Here is an 891-nt window from a genome sequence, read left to right on the forward strand (position 1 = left end):
ATATTGAGGGACGTAATAGGTAGCCCTAATAATTTGAAAGCCTGAACTTCTTCTTCAGAGAAGTTAAATGGGTTTTGTTCATTCAGAGTCGGAGAACTGTGAGATCTACTGGCATTAGAGGGTCTTTCTATCTGAGAGGAAATTGAGTTTGTATAACCAAACCCACGTATCTTCGCTTGTGCTTCCTTTCTTCTAACCGATTGTTGTTGTTGCCGTTGCATAAAGTACAAATATGCGATGCCAAATAAGGCACTCGTGAAAACACCGAATGTATAACTCGCGGACAAATAATATGTAGCAGCGAAAGAAGTGATGAGTATGGAAGCCAAACCCAATATTTTTTCTTTAATTAGTTCGAACACAATAAGATGTCTAATAGCAAATAATAGCATAAATCTATGCCATTTTTGTCTAAAATACAATAGCGAAAGCTGCTAGCATAGGCTTATTATTGAGTCAAATGTTAGTTTCAATTTGCTAGTCTCAGAAGTGATATCGGTTCAATAGACTAATTACTCAACAAATTGTAGAAATATTTGCGTAATGCGACCTACAAATAGGGATATAGCTCACACATATGCAACAAATGATGAAAATTTATTTAAGTTTCACTCTTCATGGGTGAAAATTAGACATAACGGCAGTTAATGTTTAGATACAAGTCACATGATTATTTGCGTCTATTCTCAAAAATTAGAAAGTATTAATGGATAAGAATCATTACAGCGAACTGTTCTCCGACATATTCGCTACAAAACAGAATGAAGGTGGTGCGGCATATTTAATCAATCGTGAGGCTAATCTTGAATTAGTTTCACGGTTAGGTATTAATCATCGTGACGTTAGGCTTAATTCAAAAGAAAGCTATGTTTCAGACCGTAGCGCTAGGCT

General features: G+C 35.7%; 2 protein-coding genes. One reads left to right on the forward strand and one right to left on the reverse strand.

Features of this window, described 5'->3' with window-relative positions; translation table 11 throughout:
- Nucleotides 1–362, reverse strand: a 362-nt coding sequence (locus IQR33_RS33185; protein ID WP_228013916.1) for a hypothetical protein, incomplete at its 3' end; no start/stop codon positions are given.
- A gap of 344 nt (nucleotides 363–706) precedes the next feature.
- Between IQR33_RS33185 and IQR33_RS33190 the strand changes: the two genes are divergently transcribed.
- Nucleotides 707–891 (forward strand): hypothetical protein (locus tag IQR33_RS33190; protein ID WP_228013896.1); only part of this gene is annotated, 185 nt, incomplete at its 3' end.

It is taken from the genome of Vibrio sp. OPT46, from assembly GCF_015163535.1.
Taxonomy (GTDB): Bacteria; Pseudomonadota; Gammaproteobacteria; order Enterobacterales; family Vibrionaceae; genus Vibrio; species Vibrio alginolyticus.